General features: G+C 68.6%; 24 protein-coding genes and 1 pseudogene. 12 read left to right on the top strand and 13 right to left on the bottom strand.

Features of this window, described 5'->3' with window-relative positions; genetic code table 11:
* Positions 1 to 9 precede the first annotated feature (9 nt).
* Together E4N62_RS13295 and E4N62_RS13290 are read left to right on the top strand one after the other, a co-directional pair.
* Positions 10 to 273 (top strand): hypothetical protein, encoded by a 264-nt coding sequence (locus E4N62_RS13295; RefSeq protein WP_230214170.1) that lies wholly within the window; start codon positions 10 to 12, stop codon positions 271 to 273.
* A 23-nt stretch (positions 274 to 296) separates the two neighbouring features.
* A complete protein-coding gene (locus tag E4N62_RS13290) occupies positions 297 to 461 on the top strand; it encodes a hypothetical protein (RefSeq protein ID WP_230214169.1) in 165 nt (54 codons plus the stop codon).
* A gap of 65 nt (positions 462 to 526) precedes the next feature.
* Here E4N62_RS13290 and E4N62_RS13285 read toward each other — a convergent pair whose 3' ends face one another.
* Both E4N62_RS13285 and E4N62_RS13280 read right to left on the bottom strand, forming a co-directional pair.
* The gene (locus tag E4N62_RS13285; protein WP_230214168.1) at positions 527 to 1,108 is read right to left on the bottom strand and encodes a hypothetical protein; all 582 of its coding nucleotides are present in this window, start codon (positions 1,106 to 1,108) and stop codon (positions 527 to 529) included.
* A 773-nt stretch (positions 1,109 to 1,881) separates the two neighbouring features.
* Positions 1,882 to 4,914 (bottom strand): Tn3 family transposase, encoded by a 3,033-nt coding sequence (locus tag E4N62_RS13280; RefSeq protein WP_230214167.1) that lies wholly within the window; start codon positions 4,912 to 4,914, stop codon positions 1,882 to 1,884.
* Between the two features lie 192 nt (positions 4,915 to 5,106).
* Between E4N62_RS13280 and E4N62_RS13275 the strand changes: the two genes are divergently transcribed.
* Genes E4N62_RS13275 through E4N62_RS13255 form a run of 5 tightly spaced genes read left to right on the top strand, consistent with a single transcriptional unit; the run spans position 5,107 to position 8,313 of the window.
* Positions 5,107 to 6,024: a hypothetical protein gene (locus tag E4N62_RS13275; RefSeq protein WP_230214164.1), complete on the top strand. Its 918-nt coding sequence runs from the start codon at positions 5,107 to 5,109 to the stop codon at positions 6,022 to 6,024.
* Positions 6,025 to 6,030: 6 nt separating this feature from the next.
* On the top strand, positions 6,031 to 6,762 hold the full coding sequence (locus tag E4N62_RS13270) for a hypothetical protein (protein WP_230214162.1): 732 nt from the start codon (positions 6,031 to 6,033) through the stop codon (positions 6,760 to 6,762).
* A gap of 38 nt (positions 6,763 to 6,800) precedes the next feature.
* Complete coding sequence (locus E4N62_RS13265; RefSeq protein WP_230214160.1) at positions 6,801 to 7,232, top strand: hypothetical protein; 432 nt, start codon at positions 6,801 to 6,803, stop codon at positions 7,230 to 7,232.
* Between the two features lie 47 nt (positions 7,233 to 7,279).
* Positions 7,280 to 7,711, top strand: a complete 432-nt coding sequence (locus E4N62_RS13260) for a hypothetical protein (protein WP_230214158.1) — start codon at positions 7,280 to 7,282, stop codon at positions 7,709 to 7,711.
* A 32-nt stretch (positions 7,712 to 7,743) separates the two neighbouring features.
* The gene (locus E4N62_RS13255; protein ID WP_230214156.1) at positions 7,744 to 8,313 is read left to right on the top strand and encodes a hypothetical protein; all 570 of its coding nucleotides are present in this window, start codon (positions 7,744 to 7,746) and stop codon (positions 8,311 to 8,313) included.
* 106 nt (positions 8,314 to 8,419) lie between these two features.
* Here the strand turns inward: E4N62_RS13255 and E4N62_RS13250 are convergent, their stop codons facing one another.
* Positions 8,420 to 9,064 carry an HNH endonuclease family protein gene (locus E4N62_RS13250; protein ID WP_230214153.1) on the bottom strand — a complete coding sequence of 215 codons (645 nt, stop codon included), beginning with the start codon at positions 9,062 to 9,064 and terminating at the stop codon, positions 8,420 to 8,422.
* Positions 9,065 to 9,365: 301 nt separating this feature from the next.
* Between E4N62_RS13250 and E4N62_RS13245 the strand changes: the two genes are divergently transcribed.
* The 4 genes from E4N62_RS13245 to E4N62_RS13230 all read left to right on the top strand — a co-directional run bounded on the left by E4N62_RS13245 (position 9,366) and on the right by E4N62_RS13230 (position 11,622).
* Entirely contained in the window at positions 9,366 to 9,740 is a 375-nt protein-coding gene (locus tag E4N62_RS13245; protein ID WP_230214152.1) for a DUF317 domain-containing protein, read from the top strand.
* An 81-nt stretch (positions 9,741 to 9,821) separates the two neighbouring features.
* Positions 9,822 to 10,112 carry a hypothetical protein gene (locus E4N62_RS13240; protein WP_230214151.1) on the top strand — a complete coding sequence of 97 codons (291 nt, stop codon included), beginning with the start codon at positions 9,822 to 9,824 and terminating at the stop codon, positions 10,110 to 10,112.
* A 15-nt stretch (positions 10,113 to 10,127) separates the two neighbouring features.
* Entirely contained in the window at positions 10,128 to 10,949 is an 822-nt protein-coding gene (locus E4N62_RS13235; protein ID WP_230214149.1) for a DUF317 domain-containing protein, read from the top strand.
* Between the two features lie 268 nt (positions 10,950 to 11,217).
* On the top strand, positions 11,218 to 11,622 hold the full coding sequence (locus E4N62_RS13230; RefSeq protein WP_230214147.1) for a hypothetical protein: 405 nt from the start codon (positions 11,218 to 11,220) through the stop codon (positions 11,620 to 11,622).
* A gap of 87 nt (positions 11,623 to 11,709) precedes the next feature.
* Here E4N62_RS13230 and E4N62_RS47950 read toward each other — a convergent pair.
* From E4N62_RS47950 to E4N62_RS13175, 10 genes and pseudogenes are all read right to left on the bottom strand, one after another.
* Positions 11,710 to 12,405: pseudogene (locus E4N62_RS47950) on the bottom strand (hypothetical protein).
* Between the two features lie 79 nt (positions 12,406 to 12,484).
* On the bottom strand, positions 12,485 to 12,904 hold the full coding sequence (locus E4N62_RS13215; RefSeq protein WP_230214141.1) for a hypothetical protein: 420 nt from the start codon (positions 12,902 to 12,904) through the stop codon (positions 12,485 to 12,487).
* A 425-nt stretch (positions 12,905 to 13,329) separates the two neighbouring features.
* Positions 13,330 to 15,066 carry a relaxase/mobilization nuclease domain-containing protein gene (locus E4N62_RS13210; protein WP_230214140.1) on the bottom strand — a complete coding sequence of 579 codons (1,737 nt, stop codon included), beginning with the start codon at positions 15,064 to 15,066 and terminating at the stop codon, positions 13,330 to 13,332.
* Positions 15,063 to 15,371 (bottom strand): mobilization protein, encoded by a 309-nt coding sequence (locus E4N62_RS48665; protein WP_308184973.1) that lies wholly within the window; start codon positions 15,369 to 15,371, stop codon positions 15,063 to 15,065. Before E4N62_RS48665 ends, E4N62_RS13210 begins: the two co-directional genes overlap by 4 nt.
* A gap of 314 nt (positions 15,372 to 15,685) precedes the next feature.
* Positions 15,686 to 15,922 (bottom strand): hypothetical protein, encoded by a 237-nt coding sequence (locus tag E4N62_RS13200; RefSeq protein WP_230214138.1) that lies wholly within the window; start codon positions 15,920 to 15,922, stop codon positions 15,686 to 15,688.
* Positions 15,923 to 16,009: 87 nt separating this feature from the next.
* A complete protein-coding gene (locus tag E4N62_RS13195; protein WP_230214137.1) occupies positions 16,010 to 16,201 on the bottom strand; it encodes a hypothetical protein in 192 nt (63 codons plus the stop codon).
* Positions 16,198 to 17,793 carry a hypothetical protein gene (locus E4N62_RS13190; RefSeq protein WP_230214136.1) on the bottom strand — a complete coding sequence of 532 codons (1,596 nt, stop codon included), beginning with the start codon at positions 17,791 to 17,793 and terminating at the stop codon, positions 16,198 to 16,200. Before E4N62_RS13190 ends, E4N62_RS13195 begins: the two co-directional genes overlap by 4 nt.
* Positions 17,790 to 18,431 carry a WhiB family transcriptional regulator gene (locus E4N62_RS13185; RefSeq protein ID WP_230214135.1) on the bottom strand — a complete coding sequence of 214 codons (642 nt, stop codon included), beginning with the start codon at positions 18,429 to 18,431 and terminating at the stop codon, positions 17,790 to 17,792. Before E4N62_RS13185 ends, E4N62_RS13190 begins: the two co-directional genes overlap by 4 nt.
* A gap of 161 nt (positions 18,432 to 18,592) precedes the next feature.
* A complete protein-coding gene (locus E4N62_RS13180; RefSeq protein WP_230214134.1) occupies positions 18,593 to 19,306 on the bottom strand; it encodes a hypothetical protein in 714 nt (237 codons plus the stop codon).
* A 2-nt stretch (positions 19,307 to 19,308) separates the two neighbouring features.
* Complete coding sequence (locus tag E4N62_RS13175) at positions 19,309 to 20,202, bottom strand: helix-turn-helix domain-containing protein (RefSeq protein WP_230214133.1); 894 nt, start codon at positions 20,200 to 20,202, stop codon at positions 19,309 to 19,311.
* Between the two features lie 939 nt (positions 20,203 to 21,141).
* Here E4N62_RS13175 and E4N62_RS13170 point away from each other — a divergent pair.
* The gene (locus E4N62_RS13170) at positions 21,142 to 21,579 is read left to right on the top strand and encodes an XRE family transcriptional regulator (RefSeq protein WP_230214132.1); all 438 of its coding nucleotides are present in this window, start codon (positions 21,142 to 21,144) and stop codon (positions 21,577 to 21,579) included.
* Positions 21,580 to 21,695: the final 116 nt, after the last annotated feature.

The raw sequence follows: 21,695 nt of genomic DNA, 5'->3' as shown, positions 1-21,695 counted from the left end.
TACTGGGCGATGGAAGAGGAATCCGAGGACCTGTACGAGACCGCCCAGGCGCTCCTCGATCCCGCAACAGGCTCCTTCACCACCGAGGTCAGCGAGCGGCTGGAGTACGTCGGCTCCGCGCTGCTCGTCATGGACCGGGTGACGCTGGATCCCCTCTGGCGTGGGCACGGACTGGCGGCGGTACTCGGCTGCGAGTCATCACCCGGCTCATGGCCGGCTGCCGGGCCATCGCCTGCTCACCCGGTATCACCGACCTCGGCAGCCGGCGTCTGACGGACCAGGCCGAGTGGGGCCGCGTGAACACCAAGATCGCCCAGGGATGGCAGAGCCTCGGATTCCGCCTGTACCGCGACAACGTCTATCTCCTCTCGCCCGCCTCGCAGGACCTGGAGGAACGGCGCGGCGCACTTCGAGGATGGCTCGCGGAACTCGGTGCGTCTTGGCGGACCGGGACATCATGACGGGCATCGCCGCTGGGAGGGACAAGCACTCCAAGGAAGCACCGACCGAAGCCGCGAGGCGTGCCTCACTCCATTTCGGGGAGGGGCTGGATGTGCTTGGTCACCTCATCGAGCGCATCCCTGGCCAAGCCGAGAAACGCCTTCCGATCGGCGATGAACCGCATGCCGGCCTCGTGCACGTCGTCGCCCCCGATGGAGCTGCTCTCCGCTGCGACTGCTTCCGCGTACTGCCGAACGTCTTGGACGAGGGAGGACAGTTGTTCGACGAGGGTGTGGGCTGCTTCCGCGACGTGCTCGGGGCCCTCCAGCACCACCATCAGCCCCGCGCTCTCGGCATCCTTGAACTTCAGCCTTATCGCGGCGCTCCGCGTCTCGTCGAGCGGGACCGGAGCGTGCCCGGCACGCAATTCACGGAAGAAGGCTTGGTTCTCCCGGTCGGCGATGCCCAGCGCTTCGAGGAATGAGTGGTAGGCGGCCTGCCGGCGCTCGCGGCGCCATCGCTGATGCTCTACCCGCAGGTCACTCAGCCGGACCCGGTCCTGTGATCTTTCTCTGCGCCGTTCCGTACGAGCTGCGATGAAGGCAGTGAGGGCGGCTCCCACCACGGTTCCCAGCACACCCACGGCCGATACGAAGATGGCGGTCATATCTGCGTTCTTCCCAGAGGAAGTGCACGCGTACGCCAACATGGGCGCGCCCCAGGGGGCCGAGTCCACCGAGTCCTCCGGGCTGACCGGTTCACCAGCCGGACATCGACGACCAGTCCCGAGCCCCCTGGGTGGAGCGGTCACGCGGTGAGGGTGCGGCTGGCTCCGGAAAGCGATGTGAAGGTGCGGAGGACGGCTGCCCCCAACCAGGAGGATCGCTTGCCGAGTTCGTGAGTCGGTGAAGGCGGTGTCTGTTGAGGGGTGAGGTCGTGACGCGGACACGAAGCGTAGCTGCCTGCAACGTTGGCGGCATCGGCGGTGAAGTCGGTGTCCGGGTTGGTCGGACAGGGCGGTACTCCAGCTTTCCCGGGTTCCTCAACCAGTACTGAAATGCCGCCCGTTCCCGGCAGTGCCCCGGAGACCAGCGGCTGAGGGGGGGAGCGCTTGTTCGGCGGTGTTGGCGCGTGAACCGCGTACACGTGGCGGTGTGGCGACCAAGATCTCAAAAATGTGGGTTAAGGGGTGTTGTGCCTGGTCAGAGGCTCCGGTTGATCGGGTTGGCCACGCGCTGAGAGCTTCCCTGGCTTTGGTCTCGTCGAAGTTGACGCGGCGTTGGGGAGTGAGGCGGTCATCCTGGGCGGTGACGGTGGGCGTTGATGGGCAAGGGCGAAGCCGGTACCTCGGGCGAGGTGTCGGCTTCGGTGCGAGGTGGTTGGGCTCGTCGTCCAGCAGTGGTCAGGGACGGCTCCGTCTGCGGAGATGGCCTGGGGTCTTCAGGTGGGATCCGGTTCGAGGTCGGGGATCTCGAACATGGTGTCGGTGGGTGGCTCGAAGTGGAATCGGCCGCGCATGTTGATGTGGCCGTACATCATCCGAGAGAGCTGGCGGAGGTCGCTTTGGGCGATGACCTTGCCCTGGGCGCGCATTTTGTCGACGATCTTCTGGATGTAGACCGTGTTGAAGAGGGCCACGGTGTTGAGGACGAGACCGAGAACGCCGAGCCGGTTTTCCAGACCGGGGTAGTAGTCGGGGAAGGGGCCGTCGATGCCGTGACAGATACGCCTGGCGAGGTCGGCACGTTCCTTGTGCAGCCTGCTCTGTGCTTCGATCCCGTGCCGGTACTCGGGGTTGTCGTAGAGGCGGAGCAGGTGGCGTGTTTTGGCGATGCGGCCGACGGCGACGATCGCTGATCCGACGTCGGTGGGCTGGCCGTTGCGGGTCACGATCCGAAGTGCGTCGTGTGCGCTGACGGCACCGTGGTGGATCGAGCCGATCACTCGCAGGATGTCTTCCCAGTGCGTGGCGATCCGCGAAAGGTCGATCTGCCGGCGTGTTGCGCCCTGGAGCGGTCCGTAGTCTGCTGGCCTGTCGATGCGCCATAGCCTGGTGTCGTTGATCTGGTGCGGGGCGGGCTGGTAGGAGTAGCCGGAGAGAGTCAGAAGGCCGAAGACGAGATCCTCGTGCGTTCCGGCCTCGGCGACGATGGCTTCGGGGTGTCGGCTGTCCGGGACGTTGGTCTGGTCCCGGTACGTCGTAAGGGTGTTCAGCGCTTCCAGCGCGGCGCTGGGCCGGCCGCTGACCATGCGTCCGGACAGTTGGATGGCCTGTTCGTTCAGCATGGTCAGCCAGGTGACCTCTGAATTGCCTTCGGGCGCGATGAGCAGGCCGGGCTGTGACGTGGGGACGACGAAGCCGTGGCCGTCCACGGAGGCGAGGCGCTCCCCGTCCAACTGCAGGGTGTTGAGCGCGTCGCTCTCAGCGCCGAGCATGAGGGCGGTGCACGCCTCGATCACATCGGGGCGGAAGTATTCGCGGCTGATGCTGGTGAGACGGTCGAGTTTGAGGGCGTCCTTTTCTTCGTTCGCGACGGCTTCGAGGCCGATGTTGCAGCCGTACGCGACCATTACGGCGGCTACGGACAGCTCGAATTCCGGGTAGGGGGAAGGGTTGCCGTTGCGGGTGGTGAACGCGGCGATCCCGCCGGTCCGGATCAGCACGTCCAGCACGACTTGGGGCAGCTCTACCTTGGGGAGCATCTTCTCCACCTGCCGGCTCAGGCTCGATGGACGCGGTGGCCGCCCCTTCGGCAAGGCCAAGTCGCCGTTGCCGGACGGCATTTGAGCGCCCTCGGGCATGCGGGAGGCGACTCTGACGAGGTCGGCGTGCAGGCTTGTGGCAGCGCGGTCGAGGTAGGCGCTGGGGTCTTCGGGCAGACCCAAGCTGGTGAGCAGGCTGGGCCGGGCCTGCGCCCAGACCTCGCCTGACAGGAGTTGCGCGAGGAGGTCTCTCCAGCGGGAGCAGCCCTGCACGAAGATCTCACGTTTGCACAGATGCCGGTGGAAGGTCTTCACCACGCACAGGGCGTATGCCGCAAGGTTCACCGCGCCGTCGGACTGTTCCGGTTCACCTACTACGAGGCGTCTCCAGGAGCCTTCCAACAGCGTGGTGTCGATGTCTTCGAGCTGGACGTCCTCGCGATCCAGGAGAGGCGGCAATGCGTGGAGCGCGTTCAGCGCGGCCTGGCCCGCGGGACGTGCGCCGAAGCGAACCCTGTCGACAAGGACGGGTACGAGCGTCCGTACGTCTCGGAACCGTTCCAGTGCCTTGGCACGACGAGCCTCATGGGTATCGGAGTCCCGGGCCGGCATGTACTCCAGGAGATTCTTGGCCGCACGCAGGAGAGTGTCCCGGTCGGCGACCGCCTCCAGTACGGTGCGCGTGGAGTCGGTGTCGGTGACTGGGTCGGTGATTTCACCGCTGTCGTGGTCGATGCTCTCCGCCACGGATTCCAGGACGGCGAGTAGTGCCTGTGCGGTCAGGGTGCCGTCTGGGGCGAACGTCGGGTAGGCGTCGACCAGGGCCTTGTCGGCCCACCTCTTGGGTTTGCTGATAAAGCCCTCGGTGATCAGCTTGTCGAGCATGTCGATGGCATCGTCCAGTGCGCTCGTCTCCAGGCGCTTGACGGCCGCAAGTACCGCAGCCCGCTTGCCGGTCTGCTCTTTCAGGCGCGGTACCCGCTCGGTCAAGGCGTGATCGGCTAGTTGTGCCAGCTTGCGGCCGGGGATGGACGAGACATCCACATCAACGAATCCGAGAGCGCGGATCTCGTCCGTGCGTGTCAGCGCCTTCACGAAGTTCGCCCACGAGGGCACGCCTACCCCGCGGCGCAGCCCCTCCAGACGACTGATGCGCCCGGCGGGAGGAACCTCCATCAACCAGTCGATGGTGCCGACCTGGTGAGGGTTCAATTGGGAGACGAGTTCCTTCGACACTGCGTCTTCGGCTCTACTACGGCACAGCGTCACCAGGTCGCGCAGCGTCGAGTATCGGGGGAGCAGCACACGCTGCTCGCGGAGCCAGACCAGGGCCTGGAGCGTCATCGCCTTCGGGCCGTCCGTGGAGTACTTCAGCCGGTCTTCCAACCAGGCGACGAGCTGAGCCTCGCCCTCCAGGAAGGAGGTCCAGCCGTGTTCCCGTCTGATCTCTCGTACGTGGTCTCGAACGGTGTCGCCGTTCTCCCCGTACAGGATGATCTTGGCGAGCGGGTCGGAGATGCCGAGCTGCTCGCCCACACGCAGCACCAGGTCCTCCGGGATCCTCTCCATGTCGGTCTGGAAACGGCCCAGCAAGCGCACGACCGTCAGCTGCACGGCGAGGCCGTGCCGGTTGTGCTCGCCTCGCTTGCCCTGGATCAGCCGCTGGTCCTCCTCACCGAGCCGGAGATGGGGCCAGTCGCGCTCCGGGATCCCATTGACGAACGACGGGTACCCCGCGCTCACCTCCTGCCGCTCCTCTGCGCTGAGCATTGCCTCTCCTGACGATCGGATTGTCACGCAGGGCAGATTCAGGCCGTCGACTGGGCCGGGTCAAACCGGACTTCGGGGGTGATCAGCCGTAGGGCACATTTTTGAGATCTTGGTCGTCGACCCGATTTCTGCGCGACCGTTCGAGTGGCTCGCGGCCATTTCCGAGGGCTCGGGCTTCTACCGTCCTCGGCCATGGAGAACGTATGGATCGAGCCGGGCGGTAGCGCAGATCCCGGCTACACCGACGATCAGCTCAAACGCGCGAGAGGGTTCGCTGAGCAGGACGTCCAGGCGACGCGAGTGCAGCTTGCGGCGCGCTTCGGACTCGGCGACGTGTGCGCCGAGATCGCCGAGCAATCCAACCTGGCGGTGAGCAGCGCCCTGGAACCGCTGGCACGCCAACTCGGCTATGCGGCCGACACGCTTGAGCGATACCAGCGCGTCACGGCGTTGGCGGGCGCGGAACTTCGTGAACGTCTCGCCACGTCGTCCGTCCACGTGCCGTGGAAGTGCGTGGTCGCAGCCTGCGTAACCGACACGGCCGAGCGCGCGCGTCGTGTCGGACTGCTGCTCGGGCGGCTCGCCGGCGCTGAGCGGGCGGGATGGCCGGCCGTACTCGACGCCGGGGAGTACTGCCGGGCCGTGGGCCTGGCGGACGGAGCGGCCTGCGGCATTGAGACGCCGGGCGAGATCGTCGCACAGCTCGGCCGTGCAGGAGTGCGGGAGGCCGTCGTCGCGGAACTGACCAAGAACCCGGAAGCTGTCCTGTCCATCCTGCGGGAGCCGACCGTGCGTGAGGTCCTCCAGGATCAGGAGGTCGCCCGGTACGTGCGCGAGCAGATGCGCCCCGTGCCGGACCCGGACGAGGAACTGGTCAACGAGCTGATCGGCGACGACGCACGCGACCCGCGTGCCGACTGGACCATCCGCTACTTCGGCCTGGCCCACAGGTGCAGGGAAATCCTCCTGCTGGGTCCCGACGATTTCGCACACGTCGACGACCCCGACGTGTGGCAGTCCGTCGAATCCATCCGTGACTCGGTCACCTCCTGGGCCGGCCGCGTCCTGGACAAGCGCCCCCGCACGATCCGACTCCTCTCCGGAAAGTAGAAACCCGTGCCTATCCCCAATGCCGCCGGCCGCTACCCCAACGCCGTACGCGACGTCCTCGACCGGGAGGCTCTGCGGTGCATCCGCCAGGGCGGGAGCGAAGTCGAGCAGCTCGCCCGGATGCAAAGCGTCGTCCGGTCGAAGATCAACGTGCTCTCTACGGAATACCGTCCGGTATTCGACCGCGCCGTGAAATCGATGTGCACCACCTCGTTCAACAAGGTCTGCAAAGAACTTCGAATCGCCGCTCTCGCTGGTCCGGCCGGACCCACACAGGTCGGTACCACCATCATGGGTCCGAACTGTGGGACCGGAGCATCAGGCCCTGGCGACGCTGCGGTTCCCGGCCCGCACAGCGCTGGATGCGACGACGAAAGGGTCGTGGCGAAGGTTCTGATCGGTGAGGGCGGCGAGCTGACGGAGAAGTCGGCCCAGCAACTCGTGCTGGAAGACCTCGACCGCATCATGGAAGTCCTCCCTCCTCTTGCCGAGCGCGACTTCATGGAAGCGGACCGGCTTGAGAGCGCGGCCAAGGAATCCGCCCAAGGAGCCAAGGAGCATCGGGCCCGCGGAAACCGCATCCTCGCTCTGTTCAAACGCTACGACCGGCTCGTCGTCGGCATCGACAGCATCCCCGGCATCTTCAACCTCGCCGACTACCTTGCCGAGGTCGGAGCCCAGGCCCTTGGCCTGGACGACGAAGACGCCGAACTCCTCCGGTACGCGGGCGCCCTATGACCGAGTCCACGTGGCACAAAGAAGTCAAGGACTGGGGTGTGGCCACCGAAATCCCGCTCGGGAACCGCAGAGCGGACTGCCTGCTGCGCTGCGGCAAGCGGGCAGAAATCCAGGCCCATCCGCTTGCCCCGGTGGAAGTCGCCGGCCGGGAGGCCCACACAGACCTGTGGATCCTCGACTGCCGAGCCGCCCACGCGCGCAACCGCCTCCTGGTCTGGGACGACCCGGAGTTCGGCACGCTGTTCCGCTGGGACCGCGCCTGGCAGGGCTTCGCGGTGGCCAAGCGGCCCGCCTTCCTCAACACGGAACTGGCCATCAGCACGGGCCACGGCACCTTCCTGGAGGTGACCGGCTGGACCTTTGACGGATACCGCACTCTCGGTTCCGGCAGGCCCCATACCGCTGCCGCCATGCGTTCTTGGATGCGCTACGACATCCCGCTCACCTCGCACCTGGCCGTGACCCAGTGACCTGGGAGCCACTCCACGGACAGACGGGAAAGCGCCACCGCACCATCGTGATCGAGCTGGACGGTCTCCTCCAACAGGTGCCGGCCGAATACCACGCGCCCGGTGCGCTCGCGGAACGCATGGTGACAGCCAGGGCCTTCCACGCCGACTCCGTGTTCGGCGAATGCCCGGTTCCCGTGGCGGTACCCCTGTACCGGCCCACTGCCGGCACCCACCCGGCACTGATCGTCGTGGATGACCTGGCCGAGCCCTGGGTCATGGACTTCAACGTCTGGCACAACCAGATCCGCTACCACATCACAGGCTTCTACCCCGTCGGACGACGGGCGCCCCGACCACACTCGATCTTCGGCGACTTCGCCGTGCCGAAGCGTGATATCGCGAGTGTTCGCAATTCACGACGCATTCGACAGTGCCGGATTGCTGAGGTAACGCGCATCGACCGAAACGCAAATGATCAGCATGGTCAACCGTGGTAACTTCCGGGCCGTCGTGACAAGTTGGAGGACATGTGAACAGCGAGTTCCTGCTCGGCTTGATCGCTGCGGGAGCGGCGTTCGGCGGAGCACTTCTAGGCGCCGGTGGTACAGCCATAGCCGGACGCAGTCAGGCCAGTGCCGCCCGCTACCAAGCCGACGCTCCCTGGATTAGAGAACTCCTGCCCACCCTCTGCGCAGAGTTTCTCCTCCAGGCCGAGCAGCTCTACCAGGACTATCAAGCCATGTACGAGGACGCGTTCCAGGAACGCTGGGACGAGATGGAGCGCCGGGCCAGGGAATTGGACTCCCAACGGTTGAAGCGGGCCTTCGCTGCACTCGAACTCCGCGCTCCAAAAGACGTAGTCGATACGGCCACTGCACTTCAGCAGTCCCTCCTCTACGACCATGCCCCACAACCAGTCTGGCTTGGCACAGTACAAAGAGACCGCGGCCAACAGATGGCGGCCCGCACCAGGCTCTCCAGTGCTTACCACGGCCAGCACAACCTGTTCTTGAAGGCGGCCAGAACCGCTCTCCAGGTTGGCGCCGACGAGGCGCCGGCCCGGAGAGCGTGGCTGGCCAGGCGGCACCGCCAGCTGTAAACGGGCCCGCTGCTCGGCGAGACAGTGCGCACCAGAACATGTCGCTCTTGCCCTGTCTCAACGAATCCAGTGAACCCTGGAAGGAGCCTGCGGGGAGCACCAGATGTCAGGCAGCCGACTCGTACGACAGCATCACGTCCGGACACCCGGCCGCATAGCGGAACAGTGCAGTACGCTCCGCCTCGTCGACACTGAGGCCCCACCGCTTCTTCGTGACGACCCACTCCCCGACGTACCGGCAGTGCACCGCTTCCATCGGCATCCACGTGGCCGGGTCCTGGTCACTCTTCTGCCGGTTCGAACGCGCGCTGACCCCGACCAGGGTGACCTCGGAGCCGAGATCGTTGGCGTACCGGCGGCGTCGCTCGGTGCTCCAGCCGTAGCCGCCCGAGTCGTGGACCTCGGCCAATGGCACCATATGGTCGATGTCCACGCCTGCGGGGCCGCGGACGACGGCGTCATCGTAGTAGCTGTGCCACACGCCGCCGGTCAGAGTGCAGCCGGCACCCACGGTCGGGGCTTCGATCGCCTCAGAGATCAATACGTCGTTCCGGGCCGAGCAGCCGTTCTTGTCGTCGTCCTTCCAGTGCGGGTACAGCTCACGCTTGTACCCTTCGCGGATCTCATCGGCGATGGGCAGGGACGCGATGCCCTCCATGAGCGTGAACTCGTCAGCTTGGGCGGGTGTTGGGGCAAGGGCGGCGAACGCGAGGACGGCGGCAATCAGACCGCGGCGCAGGTTCTTGATCATGCAGCCGTTGATACTGCCTGGCGGACATCGCCGTGCCTCAGGGCGGTCATTTGTCACCCGGGTGGGCTGCTGGATTCACCGGCGAAACGATCATGCCCAGTCTCGCCAGTGGCGGCGGATCCGACTCCGATCAGACACCAGTCAGCAGATTCCGACATGCGAAATGGGATCCCACAATGTTGGCGGACAACAGTTCGCCGGGGGCAGACAGGAAAGATCGCGGAAGGACTGGCCAACGCGGTCGGGGGCATGCCAACGTAGACATCTTGCAAGAAATGCCAGGTCAGAGAGGTGATTGCCCGTGACCGTAGCGTCTGTGGGCTCCGGTTTCTCCACCACCGTCGAAGCCCTGCGGCTGCGCGAGTGGCAGCTCGGCCCCGGCCAGCCCGCGCTCGTGATGGACCAGTTCTCCGCAGAGGACTTCCATCTGATTGTGGACGACCGCGCGGACGTGCACGTCAGCTCGAAGGACGGTCGCTTCTACCTCGGTTGGTTCCCGCTCGGCCGTCCCGGCACGGACGGTGAGGGATGGAAGATCGCTGTGTCCGGCACGGCCAGGGTGCGTGGTTATCACCTGTCGTTCGACATCGAGACGCCGGCCGACATCGTCGCCGCCGCCGTGGCGCGCGTGCTGGAGACATCACGTCGTGTGCGACAGCCAAGCGCCCACGAGTAGTTCTCGCTCGGGCGGCCGGTCAGATGTCGGGCCCCGCCCTCTTCACCGCTCACTGTTTCCGCTCACCCCAGGAGGCTGTTCGTGACGTCCTCGGAGATGACCGTCGGTGATCTCATCGACCTGCTGTCCGCCTGCGACCGGGATGCTCCGGTCCGCCAGGCCATGAACCCCTTCTTTCCGATGGCGCACCGCCTGGAGCAGGTCGTGCAGTCCGTGGACGAGACCGGCCGGACCGTTGTCTACCTCGCCGAGGGGCGGGACGAGGGCGCCCAGCTCGGCCATCTGCCTCCTGAGGTCGCCATCGCCCTGACCTGGCAGGGTCCCGTCCAGGCACCCCCGCGCCGTCCCCGCCGCCGTGCCGGCGGCAATTAGACCCGCACCGACCTCTTGGAGGCGCCCCTGTATCCCGACTTCCCGCCCGACTCGTCCATTCCGCCTGGCGGCCAGCCCGCGTTCTGGGTCGGTCCCCGGCATCTGGCCGGTGACGACGGGTGCCTCTACGACGGCGTTGCCGACACGCTCTCCGGTCTGGGCTGGACGAGCCTGACGATCGTCCGCGGACGTCATGAGCCGGACGAGGAGCCGGAGGACCGCCAGGTCCTGCGCAGCACCGTCCTGCACATCAGCTCCGACACTCTCCGATGGGCGCAGTGGAGCCTGGCGGACGAGCCGTTCCACCTGGGAGACCTGCCGATCGCCTGGCAGATCTCCGCCCGCGCGGACACCAGCAGCCCGCTCGCGTCGTGGTCGTGCTACTTCACCACCGACGTCCCAGGCGAGGCAGTGGCCGACTTCCTCGTCGCGCTCGACGCCCGAGACCAGCCCACCGTGCCGTTCGCCGGCCCCGAACTGGTCCTCGACGCCGTTGCTGCCCACGGCTGGCTCCGCGACATCGACCAGCCCGACGCGGCAGCGACGGACCCGACGTTCACCTCGCACATCAGCCTCGGCGAGGTACCGCCCCTCATCCAGGACGCCGACCCCCGCGCCCTGACGACCGAGGCCGACGAGCCTGGACCAACTGGATGGCAGGCATGGGCCGAGCCCGCGCTCGGTGCCCCCTGCCTGTGGGCGGCCTCCTTCGGCTCCAGCGTCCCGCACGACCTCGTGGCAGCCTTCGCGGCCTCCCTCAGCTCGACCGCACCGGTCCTGCGCCGGGTCCTGCCCGAGTCCACCCGGGAGCGACTGCTGCGGGCGCCGGCCCAGTGATCGACGGCGTCCCTCAGCCAGATGCCAGAAGCCCGGTCCCCGAACAGGAGCCGGGTTTCTGGCATTTCCCTCCGGAGCTCGGGCGAGCCAACGAGTCGGAGGACAGCGACCAGGGCGCCGAGTACAAGGTGTCGGGCCTACCCTGCACCGGTGATCGCCTCCGGTCCCAAGGCGGTGAAGTGGGGATCTGCTCGGTGTATTGAAGCGGATCGGGTGATCTCGGTTGATTGCCTGACAGGTAGAGGCTGGGTTCGATAGATGTGTGCACATGGACGACTCCACGCCCGGGGAACCTACTCCCGCAGATGGCGAGCCCGCGCCCTCCGACGAGAAGTTGAAGAGCTGGTACGCGAAGCACAAGCCGAAGATCCGCGTCATCGGCGGCGTGACTCTGGTCGTGGGGCTGGCCGTGGTCACTTACCTCGCAAGGCAGGGCTCAGCAAGTCATGAGGTCGTGGACATCGCGGATTACGAACCGGCTTCTGACGACGAGGCTACAAAGCAGCCTCGCCAGTCCTTCCCTGCCCCTGACCGCGACCCCTTCCTCCGTAGGCTCCCTCCCGGTCAGCACGCCGGCGAAGAGGCCAGGGCGAGGTATAGGGAGCGGACGGGAAGCGAGCTTCCTGACAGTTACACCGTGGTTCGCCGCTGGATGTACGGAACCGCGGCCTGACCACCACACCGATGGTCCGTCAAAGCGGAACAAGCACAGCACTGCTGCCCCCGATCAAGGTCGGGGGCAGCAGTGTGTCGGGGCCGGTCAGCTGGCTGCCGTGGCCTTGGTGAGGGCCTTGTCGAGGTGGCGGTCGACGAGGGCCGGGGAGCCAGCGACGATCAGCAGCAGGCTGCCGTCGCGGATCGCGGTCTGCTTGACCACGGTGCTCCGTCCTCCGGCGGAGAACGTCAGGAGCTGGCTCCACTGCTCGTCACCGAGGCCGTGGGGCGCGGGCAGCTTCTGCGAGGCGATGTCGATCGGGGTGCCGCCCGCGACGACCTGATAGGTCGGGCATCCGGTCATGGCGTCGAAGATCCGGCCGATGCCCTCGGACAGCTTGTTCGCGCCGTCGCTGTACAGCTCCTCGGAGATCTCGGAGGAGCTGCCGCCGTAGGTGAAGGCCGTCTTCGCCTTGCGGGGGAAGGCGAGCGTGGCGCCGGTGGCCGCGTCGCCGCCCAACTCGCTCAGGGCCGGGCAGCCGATGACGGTGACGTCGCCGTTCTAGGCGGGGCGCTCCGGCTTGCGCAGGTAGCCGCTGCCGAGGTCGTTCTCGTCGAGCAGGCGCGTCTCCAGCGCGGCCGACGTGAGCGGAGCAGCCTGCTGGGCTGCGTCGGCCCGCGCCCCGGGATGGGCGGAGGCGGCGGTGACGGGCTTGGTCCCGTTGGTGTCGGTGGAGCAGGCGGGCACGGCGAGGAGGGCGGTGGTGATGCCGAGGACGGTGGTGGAGATGCGAACGCGCATGACGGAACTGACCCCTTGGTGCTGGACGACGGGTGGTCAGTGCGGGCCTGCGGGCCCGGTGGGGTCGTAGGAGTGGGGGTCAGTGCCCGAGGTGGCGCAGGCAGTCCTCGAACGTGGCGTGCGTCGCGTCCGCCGGCCCGGAGTTCCGGTTGAACCAGGCGGTGTCGAGGCGGGTCTCCTGCTGCTGGTGTCCGGCCCGGCAGCGCAGCCAGATCTGGCCGCGGGTGGAGAGGATGAGCCAGTCCCGGTACGTTCCGCACTCGGCGCAGGCGACCATCTCGCCGTCGAGGACGAGCGGCTGCTTCCACGGCATGATGGTGCCGTCGACCTGGTCGTGGCTGGGTACCCGCAGCTCCGGCGGAAGGAAGTCGTCCACCACCTCGGTCGGCGGCACTCCGATCCCGGGCGGGACCTGGGTCTGCAGCCGCGCCGACAGCTCGAAAAATCGGCGCTGTTCCTCGCTGGGCTCCTTGGCCCGGCGGCGTATTCGGTGAAACACCCTGGCGTCCTCCTATGTCTCGTCCCTGCTCGCTTCATGATCGTGCCCCACGCCCCTGGTGGTTTCAATTCACAAAGTCCACAGTCGTCTTCGGGCAGGTCATCAGTCGTTTTCCGATTCCTGGGGGCGGGGATGACGAGTGGGCACGGCGCGTGTCTTCGAGCGGATGAGTGATGTCCTCTCGGCGTGCCCGAACACGCCACCTGGACTTCGACCGCCCAACTTCGCGTCACGTGCTGGCTTGAGTCGCCGCCCTGCGCCCGTGCGTTCCGCCTGAGTGTGCGCAGCGCCCGTGACCCACACTGCGGGCCTGAACTGCTGCCGGGGTCCGCTGCGGCGTACGGCCATCTGTGGGTCGCGAGCGGGGCGGTGGCGGTACGCCTGCTCCTGGCCGTGAGCTGAGGCTGCACCGCGGCCGGCAGGGCTCACCGGGTCTTGCCCGAGGTCTCCTCCCCATTGCGGCGGCGGCCGGGCGCGGAAGCCTGGGTGGCTCTCCTGCGCGGTGCGGACTGGACCCCAGCGGTGCCGCTCTCGGACAGGGGCGAGGCGTCGGCGGGCAGATCGGCCGTCCGCCGCATCCGCCACACCAGCACGTCGCTCACCGACTCCGCGGTGTCGAGTTCACGACGCCCGACCGCGGCGGACAGAAGAGCGGCCGGATCGTGGCCGACGGCTTCGGCGTCCGCGATGGTCGCGGCCAGGGCGTACCAGCCGGGCTCGGCGAGGATCTGCTCGGCCAGCTGCGGCAGCGCCTCGCGCAGCAGCACGGTCTGCCGCTGGAGCATGGGGCGGCTCAGCCGCCGGCCTCGCTGATAGAGCACGCCGAGGGGCTGGGCGGAGGCGGTCTGGCATGCGGTGCGCAGGTGCTCGGCGGCCCGCGCAGCGGCTTCGGCCTGCTGGGCATGGCCCTTTCTCGCGTGCCAGTGGGCGGCGGCGGTGATGAGGAAGAACAGCATGTCGATCGCCATCGCGGTGGTGGCACCGTCCTCTCCGCGGCCGAGGGCGGGCCCTGCGTGGACGAGATCGCGGGCGGCCTGCCGCAGCGCGCGGTCGTGCCCGCGTACGGCGCGCACGTGGGAGCGGGAGGCCCGCTCGAACGCTGTTGCGGCGTCTCGCAGTTCGCGGCGGGTGTGGGCGGCGGAGGTCTTCGCGAGCGCGTCCAGGACCTCGCCGGCGGCAGCGATGTGGGCGGCGGCGACCGCGTCGTCGCCGTGCTCGACGACGAGCACGGCCTGCCACGCGGCCGATGCCGTCCCGCGGCGGGCGGAGGCCGGCATGCCGGGCCCCGTACGGACCGTTTCCTCCTGCCGTGAAGTCGTACCGGGCCCGGCGTCGCCGGACCAGCGCTCCCGGATGCGGGGCAGCGACAGGTCGGGGGCCAGGCGCGCGCCGGGGTAGAACACCGGCTCGCCGTCCTTGTTCAGGTCGCCGGGCAGGGCGACCTTGTATCCGAGAAGGTCTCCGGAGGGAGCTGCGCGCTTACGGATCAGGAGGCCGGCGGCGGCGAGCCGGTCGAAGAACTCCTCGTCACTCCCCGCCCCGGCCACCGCCCGCCGTACGGTCTCGCGCAGTTCCTCGCGGGCGGTGCGCTCGCGATCCTGCCGCTCGGCCTTGTGCCGTTCGGCGCTGGTGGGCCGCTGGGCGGCGGTGCCGTCGCCGGGGGCGACCTGATGGAGGCCGAGTTCCTTCTCGATGAGCCGGGCTTCTGCCTGGGCGCGGGCGCCGGAGCGGAAGTCGTCGGGGCGGTGGCCGTCCTCGGTGACGAGGGTGGCGACGATGTGGATGTGGTCATCGGCGTGGCGTACGGCTGCCCAGCGACAGCCGGGCTGTCCGCCGCCGGGGTCGATACCGGTGGCGGCCACGATACGGCGGGCGATCTCACCCCATTCCTCGTCGGACAGGATCCGGTCGCCGGGGTCGGCTCGTACGGAGGTGTGCCACACGTGCTTGGCCGGGCGGGCGTGCTTCGGCAGGGCCATCATGGGCTGGTCGAGGAGCCGCTGGAGGTCCGTGAGGGTTGAGTTGCGGCCGGGGTCGGGGGACATGCCGTCGAAGGAGGCGACGAGGTGGGGGTCGGTGTGATCCTCGTACTTGCCGGTGTCGTAGAGGTAGTAGAGGAGACCTCTGGTGTCCGACCCGGACGGGTTGACGCTGGGGATCATGAGCCGTGGTGCTCGATCAGCCGTGTGGCGGCTTCGTGGGCGGTGTCGGCGGCACGCCGTACGGCGGCGACGGCCGCGTCGAGCTGAGGAACGTCTGCACCGGAGTTGAGCGCCTTGACCGCCTGGTTGAGGTTGCTGCCGGCCCAGCCGAGCCGACGCCGGCTGTCGAACAGGGCCGTGATGACTTCGCGTTCGTCTGCGATCTGGGCGTTGGTGCGGTCGAGGTCGCGGGCGGCGGCGAGCGCGGAGCGGGCGAGGAACCCGGCGACGGACAGACTGCACTGGGCGGCGGCGGACTTGATCACGGCGAACTCGTCATCATTGAAACGCGTGTTGGGCTGGTGCAGGCGCTTCTTCTCGGGCGACTGGCGCGGACGCTGGCGGGCGCGAGGAACGCGCTGTCGGCGTACACGCGGCTCAGTCTGCTTCTCCCCCTGCCCTGGCTTCGATCCGCCCCCGGTCGAAGCCTGATGGACCTGCGCCCCCTGGTGCAGGTCCTCCCCGTCCCCCTTGGGGGCGGGGTTGGCGGAAGCTACGCTTCCGCCCCAACTTGCTCCTTCTGAGACCGAGTTGGAGTCGCAAGGAGCTTCCGGGGTGGTGCCGTTCTGAGTGGGGTTCGTCATCGGAATTCGGGCCTCATGGTGCGGGTGTGGTGCTGGATGGTCGCCGCCAGCGCGACGACATCGGCCGGTCCCAAGAGGACGCGGACGGGTCCGTCGGGACGGTCCTGGACGAGCCACTGGCCGTTCGGCGTGAGGACGGCGGCGTGCAGGACTCGCCGGCGGACCAGGACTTCCGCCCAGGCGCTGGCCTCGGCGGCGGTGGGCTCGGATGAACGACGGGGACGCGGAATCACGGCGTGCCTCCTTAAGCGGGGTGGTGGCCCGGCACGGAGCCGGGCCACCCTTTGCGGATAGGGGTGTTGAGCTGAGGTTTGGCCGGTTCAGCCGCACTCGGGGCAGCGCCCGACGTGGCTGTTGAGCGCCCGGGCCATCCGCTTCTTCGTCGAGGCAGCCTGCTTTGCGCTGGACTTCGCCGCCGGCCTGCCCTCGTGCCGCTTGGAGTGGGCGAGCATGAAGCCGATCTCCCGCTCGTACTCCGCACGGACGGTGTCGAACTGGTGGCAGGTCCTCATCGGGCGGTGCTCCTTGTCTTTGTGGTGTCGTCGCTCCGCAGTTCCTGGAGGACGAGGCTCAGCCGGTCGTTCCGGCCGCCCTTCAGGCCCTCGCGGCGGAGGATCTCCCGCAGCTGGACCCGGGTGACGGACTCGTTGCCGTCCCGTTCGAGCAGGGCGGGGACGTGGGGGCGGACTTGCTGGACGAGCTGGTCCACCGACTGCTCCAGCTCGTGTGGCGGGCGCTGTGTCTGCGGGGTGCGGGACCGGCCGCGCTTCCCCTTGTTCTTCGTCCTGGTCTTCGTGGGCGCCTTCCGCCGGAGAGGGACCTGGTTTCCCCGGTCCCCGGTGGGCTCGGTCCCCGTGTCGGTGTCGGTCGGTCCCCGGTCCCCGGTGGGCTCGGTCCCCGTGTCGGTGTCGGTCGGTCCCCGACTCGAATCAGGGCCATGAGCAGGCACTTCTCGCGTCAGGCGCTCGGTCCCCATGTTTCGGGCGTCCCTCTCCGAGGCTTCCGGGTTGGCGGGACCGGTCCCCGGGACCGCGCTTGTTTCTGGGGCCTCGGTCCCCACGCCGGTCCCCGCGTTCTCGCCTTCGGTCCCCGCGCCTGCCGACGCCTTCGAGTCCGCAATCTCGGGGACCGGTCCCCTCGGGGCACTCGGTCCCGGGCCCCCGTCCGACTCGTCGGGACCGTGGGGACCGGCTACGGGGACCGGCGCCTTCGAGGCTGACTGCGAGGGGACCGTGGCTGCCGTTGCGGTGCTCTGCACCGGGGACCAAGGCGAGGGCAGCGGGACCGTAGCGAGCGCGAGTGCGTGCCGGCGGGCGGCGAGCTGGTCGAGCAGCTGCGCGCGCTGGAGGGGGTCGGTGCCGACCGAGGCCCTGCCGACCGCCTTCGACAGGCTCCGCGTGAGCCGCCGGCCGCGCCAGCTCCGCTGCTGCTCGGGTGTGCGCTCGGCGAGGCGGGCGGCGAGGGCGACCGCGCGGGTGGTCGCCCGGTCCCGGGTGATCTGTGCGGCGTCGCGGTCTCGCGCGGCGATGCCGAGGCGGGACAGGAGACGCTCGCGTGCCTCCCGGCCCAGGATGGCGATCAGCCCGTGGGACGCAGCGCCCGGGGTGCGCAGGCGCAGCTCGATCCCCATCGCGAGGTGCCACAGCATCGCCGCCATGACCGGCCCGACGAAGGCCCGGACCGTGCCGCCGATGGGGCCGCTCTCGGCATAGGCGGGGATCACCTGCACTCCGGTGATCACCCAGACCAGGGTGCCCGGCAGACCAGGAGCACCCTGAGTGGCCAGGTTCTGGCGTGCCATCAGCGCGGTCGCGAAGAGCGCCAGCTCGGCCGCGGCGAACATCCCGGCCCGCTCGGCGGTGCCGGCCATGTCGAGGTAGTCGGCGGCGAAGCGCCACGAGGTGTCGGCGCTGTAGGCGGTGCAGCCGAGGGCAGCAAGGGCAGCGACCTTGACCGCCGGACCGCCGAGACGTTTCTGCGGGCGCGTACCCCGGCGCCGGATCGTCCAGGCGACCAGCACCAGCACGAGGGCGGCGGGCACGCCGGCGGCGAGGAGGAGAGGGAGGTCCGGAGCGGCGCTGAGGGCCAGGACGGGGTGGGTCATGCGGCCTTTCCGAGAGAGGCGGGCGCCGGAGTCGACGCTGCCGGGCGGCATACCGGCTGCTGAGTACCGGGTACAGCGGGCGCGGGGCTGCCTGCTGCCGGATCGGTCTTCTTCCGCTTCTTCTTGGGCCGCGGCACGCCGTAGGTGCGGTCGCGGTCGAAGACCTTGTTGGCGGCCTGCCGGAGCAGGTCTCGGGCGTGCTTGTGGCTGATCTGCAGGGCGGCGGCGAGCCGGCCGGGCCGCCAGCCGCGTACGTAGGCATGGTCGATGACGACCTGCCGCTCGGCCTCGGTCAGATGCACGTCACGTCCCTGGAAGAAGGCCGTCACGCGCCGGTAGTCGAGACGCTGAGGCAGGCCGTCGTGCAGGGGGCGCCGCTCGGCTTCGGTGAGGCCGCCCCAGACGCCCTCCTTGAGGACGTTCTCCAGGGCGAAGTCGAGGCACGCGCGGCGTACCGGGCACCAGCCGCACAGCTCCTTCGCCTCCGCGATGTCCTCGTGGTCCCGGGGCCCGGGGAAGAAGACGGCGTCGGCGTCCTCGACGTCCATGCCGTGGCACGCTCCGCGGCTGTGCCAGCTGGTGTCTCCGATGCCGCGCAGGCCAGTGGCCGGCGCGTCGTGGGTGGTGATGTGGCGCAAGGCGATCTCCGATGTGCTGCCGCGTCGGCCGACCGGGGCGGTGCGCGGCGGGCGCGGCGTCGGGCGCCGGCCGCGGTGCGCGGGCGTGCGCCGCAGCCGGGGCGGGACGGTGAAGTTGGGAGGCGGTGCATCGGACGGGATGCACGCGCCGGATGCCCCGGTCAGGCCATGGCGGGCTGTTGAGCCTGCTCCGTCTGCTGGGCCTGGGCGGCGGCGAGGTCGAGGCGGCCGGGGTGTGGGGTGGCGCGCGGGGCAGTTCCGCGTACCCCGTCGTCGGGGCCGATCCGGCGGCGGCGACATGGCTCGCCGGGCTGGGCCAGGCACCACTCGCAGCGAACGCTCATGGCGTCGGGCAGCCCCTGCGCGACGGCGGCTTCGCGGGCTGCTCGGGCGGGCCGGTAGGGCGCGAGGGCGGCTCGGGCGGCGGGCGGTATGCAGGAGCCGATCTCCCGCAGCCGCGCCTCCAGCCTCGGGTCGATTCCGTCGCGACCGCTGGTGATCGCCCGGGCCTGTGCGGGCTGCGCGGTGCCGGCGGCGACGGCGCGGCGCGTGCCGACCAGCTCGGCGGTCCAGGCGGCCTGGTCGTCCGGGTCGACGGACGGCGTGGGATCGGTGTGCCGGGCCAGGCGGTCGCGCCGGTAGCTCTCCCAGGGCCGGACGACGTCCGCGGGCAGGATCTGGTACGGCGAGGTACGGATGTGCTGGCGGGCGGCGAGGCGGGCGTCCCAGCCGTGCGGGGTGGCCATCGGCACGTCGCCGAGCAGCTCATGCCACTGGGCGAGCTGGTCGCGGGCCTCGCCCGGGTCGGTGCGGATGGTGCGGGGGTCGAGTCGGCCGATGTAGGCCAGCAGGGCGGCGGTTTCGCGGCGGTCCACGGTCAGCCCTCCGTTCCGGTCGGCTCGTCGAGGGCGGCGAGAAGGGCGGCGGTGTGGGCCTCGGCCCGCGTCATGCCGCTCGGCGCGGCGGTGGCCCTGCCGGGCACGGCGTAGAGGTTCGGGCGGCTGGGGGCGTGCTCTCGGGCGATCCAGGAGCGCCAGTCGGCAGCCCAGGCGTCCGCCGGCCTTGGCTTGAAGTCGGCGCGGTGGGCACGCCACTTCGCGTCGGCAGCCTGCAGACCCTGCTCGCCGAGGCGGTCGAGGTGTCCCTGCTGGCGGGCCCAGGCGTGGGTGGCTGGGTCGACCTGCCACTCGGCAGCCGAGAGGACGGCAGCACCACCACTGCTGCTGTACCTACGGTTCAAATCCGGTTCACTACGGTTCTGTGTGCCGGTTTCCGGTACATCGCTGTGCCGGTTTCCGGTACGTCGAGGTGCCGGTTTCCGTCGGGACCTGCCGGATTCCGGTACTGCCGGTTTCCGGACCCTCGCAGGGGATTCCGGCACCTTACGGGGGCGGATTCCGTACCGTCGCAGGGCCGAGATCCGGAGCGTCGGGGTGGCTTCGGGCGCCTCCTCCGGCGCCTGGTCGGCGTCCTCGTCCTCCTGGGCGGTTTCTGCCACGGCCTTGGCGGCGAGGGGGAGGCGGTAAACCGTGCTGCGCTGCGGGCCGGTGAGGTCGTCGAGCTGCTCCAGCTCACCGGCGTGGACCAGACGGTCGATGGCCTCGCGCACCGTGGAGACGGAAGCGCGCGTGCGCTTGGCCAGACTGGACAGCGAGGCCCAGGAGACACACTGCTCGTCGGCCACCCGGTCGGCGATCGACAGCAGGACCACACGCGCGGTCCCCCGGCTGGAGCTGTGCTCCCACACCCACTCGCGGGCTTCACTGCTCATCGGCCACCCCCGCTCACGAGGCAGGACTGGCGGCTTTCCGAGGCCGTGATGGCGTGCTCCGGGCCGGGGCGGGAAGGCGCCGAGACGAAGGTGGCTGCCGCGCAGGCCAGGCGGTTCGACCTTTTGCGCAGGGCAGGAGGCATGCAAGAATCCCCTTTGCAGTGTTGCCACGCTGAAGCGCCCCGTGGAAGGGATCAGCGTGGTGATGGTGGGCAATCTCCGCCCTTGCCGGGGCGGTTTGTGCCGTTGAGCGTTCGGCGTCCGGGAGTTCGCACCTCTCGGGCGCCGTCGCTGCTATGCGGGCCTACGAGGCCCGGAGTGAGCGCATGCGCTTCTCCTCGTTCGTCGTGCGGGCGGGCTGCCCGGGGGACGACGAACATACGCACGACCCTGCGTCAAGATCCAGAGTTGGTTCTTAAACTCTGTACTAGTTGCAGAGCGTGACGCGATGACCGGGCTTCGTGATCGCCGCCAGGCGCGGCCGTAGCCACACGAAGCCCCCGAACGGCCGTAGCTGCAGTCGCCCAGGGTGCTTGGAATGCGGCGGCGCGCCTGATTCTCGGCAGGCTCGCGAAAGTGGCATCGCGCAGGGGATCGCGCGTCCCTGCCTTCCGTGAGCGCCCATCGAAAGCAGAGCTGGCTTCCGTTTCTGTGCCGGAAACTTTTCCTCGAACGGCTCGGGATTGAGCTTTCTCAGAGGCTTCGAGGGGCAGGGCTCGTGTATGAAGGGGGCGTGAAATGTGCTGCGAACGGGCCTCCCGTCGCTCTATTGGACCGATTGCGCATGTAAAAACGTGACTCATGAGAGCAAGCTTTCCGAACCAACCGAGGAGTGCTGGCGGTGGAGAACTTTTCATATCCGGGGCGTGCCAGTCAACACCAGTCAGCGGTGGCGTACGGTGGTGGTGTCACAAGGGTCGGATATAGGGGAAGTTGATCATGAGTGGCTTGTCGGGGCGAGCGTCCGCCGATGAAGGGGCCGTGTTCCGTGAACGGTTGAACTGGCTGTTCGAGCACGTTCACCCTCCGCGGCGGGGGGTCTACAGCAACAAGGAAGTAGCCGCACGGATTGCCGGTTTCGGAGGCTCGCTCTCCGACTCCTATATCTCGCTGCTGCGCACCGGGAAGCGAGTCAACCCGTCCGCGGAGACCAAGGTGTGGCTAGCCCGGGCGTTCGGATTCCCGCGCGACTTCTTCGACGATGACGACGTGGCAATCGCGGCGATGAGCCAGTTTGCTGCGGTCAAGTCGAAGCAGGCCGGTATCGAGAACGTCTTCTACCGGATGATCGGGCTGTCCGAAGATGGATTTGCCCAAGTGCTGAAGGAAGTTGACAGGGTGAGAGAACTCGAAGGGCTTCCGCCAGAGCCCGAGTGACACCGTGTCAAATAGACTCAGAAGAACGAGAAACAGAGAGAACTATGTGGTCGTCTCCTCGCCAACAGTCGAGTCTCTTGGCGGAATTGAAACTCCCTCAGGTCGCAAGCGTCCGT

The organism is Streptomyces sp. MNU76 (assembly GCF_020982545.1).
Lineage (GTDB): Bacteria > Actinomycetota > Actinomycetes > Streptomycetales > Streptomycetaceae > Streptomyces.
Note: the sequence above shows the minus strand (reverse complement) of the source record. Positions and strands in the feature narration are given on the sequence as shown.